Annotated in this window: 2 protein-coding genes; both read right to left on the reverse strand. The window is 67.8% G+C overall.

The features are described from left to right. On the reverse strand, positions 1-956 hold a 956-nt coding region (gene hemC / locus ACFU99_RS42865), incomplete at its 3' end, for a hydroxymethylbilane synthase (RefSeq protein WP_384403989.1). Beyond that, a complete protein-coding gene (locus ACFU99_RS42870; RefSeq protein ID WP_384403992.1) occupies positions 953-1426 on the reverse strand; it encodes an NUDIX domain-containing protein in 474 nt (157 codons plus the stop codon). The genes hemC and ACFU99_RS42870, both read right to left, overlap by 4 nt. Between the last annotated feature and the right edge of the window lie 264 nt (positions 1427-1690).

A 1690-nucleotide genomic window follows, 5' to 3' on the forward strand; every position in this document is an offset into this window, starting at 1 on the left:
CCCTCGATGATGTCGCGGGCGCCTTGGCGCAGCAGCTCGGCGCAGACGCGGGAGCCGAGCACTGCCGGGTCGTTGAGTGACTCGCCCCAGAAGTGGGCGTGAACGAACTTGCTTCCGTCGCGGGAGAACACCATGCCGCGCAAGCTGAGCTGTCCGTCGGGTTCGGTGACGCAGTACCCGGCGATCGGGCTGTTGCAGTGCCCGCGGAGGCCGTGCAGCATGACGCGTTCGGCGGTGATCTCTTTCATGGTGCGTTCGTGGTTGAGCTGCTGGAGCAGGTAGGCGACGGCGTCGTCGTCTTTCCGGCATTCGAGGCCGAGTGCGCCGGCGCCGACCGCGGGAAGCACCTGGTCGACGGTGAAGACCTGCCGCCCCCGGTCGACGATGCCGAGGCGTTCGAGGCCGGCGTGCGCGAGGACCATCGCGTCGAGCGTGGTGTCGATCTGGCGTTTGCCGTCGAGCTTCTCGACGCGGGTGCCAACCGCTCCGCGGACCCGAACGATGCTGAGGTCGGGGCGGACGCGGTTGATCTGTGCCTTGCGGCGCACGGCTGAGGTGGCGACGGCTGCGCCGGCGGGAAGGTCGTCGAGCGTCTGCGCGTCGGACCCTTCGGGGAAGAGCAGCACATCGCGTACTTCTTCGCGGGGGAGGTAGGCGGCGAAGATCAGGCCGTGCGGCATGGGTACGTCGCCGGGCACGTCCTTGATGCAGTGCACCGCCATGTCGACCTGGCCGCGCTGGAGCATGGTGTCGATCTCTTTGACGAACAGGCCCTTGCCGCCGAGCCGCGCGAGGTCGCCTTGCCACTTGTCGGCTTCGGTCGTCACCGGTACGACGTCGATGTCGAGGTCGGGTTCCATCTTGCGGAGCAGGCCAGAGACTTGCTCAACCTGTGCGAGGGCCATGGGGGAGCTGCGGGTGCCGATGCGCAGTGGCCGGCCCGGGAAGTCGTTCATAACGCCCCTTCGTGTCGGGTCTCACGGTAGACCGGGCTGCCGGGGGTTTGGAGCGGTCCCACGATGCGCGCGGCTATCGCTGGGTGCAGCATCGTTTTCGCCTCGGTGCGGTCCGCCCAGCGCCACGCGTCGAGTTCGTCGTGCTGCAACGTGATGAGGACTGTGTCTTCCGGTTCGAGGACGGGGCCGGCGAACAGGAACGCCAGGCGGTCCCGACTGTCCTCGCGGGTGGCTTGCAGCCACTCGATGGCGAACAGGTCGAAGACCTGTATGTCGAGGTTGAGGCCGAGTTCTTCGCGGCTTTCCCTGCGGGCGGCGTCGAGGGGTGACTCGCCTTGTTCGACGATGCCGCCGGGGAGTTGCCAAGGGGCGGCGTCGCCCTTGTTGGGGTGGACGATGAGCAGATCATCACTCGAATTGGTGATGAGCACGCTAGCGGTCACGGGGTGGCCGGGGGCCGGTGGGTGCATGGCTCATCCTTCCGGGTCGGTTCGGGGTGCATGAGTCCCGCCTCGGCCGACTCCGCTTCACGGGGCGTGCAGCCGAGGCGGGAGTCTCTACGACGCCGAGTCTTCGGCGTTGCTGGTTTCGGTATCGGTCTGGTCCTGGTCGTCGTCCTCGGTGCCGGTAGTCAGCCCGCCGACGAGGTCGTGCACTTCCATGCGTCCTCGGGTCGGTCGTCCGGTGACCCGCCCCGCTCATCACCGCAGGGCGGGTCGTGGTGGCTCTAGGTC

Source organism: Streptomyces sp. NPDC057654 (assembly GCF_042800135.1).
Lineage (GTDB): Bacteria > Actinomycetota > Actinomycetes > Streptomycetales > Streptomycetaceae > Streptomyces.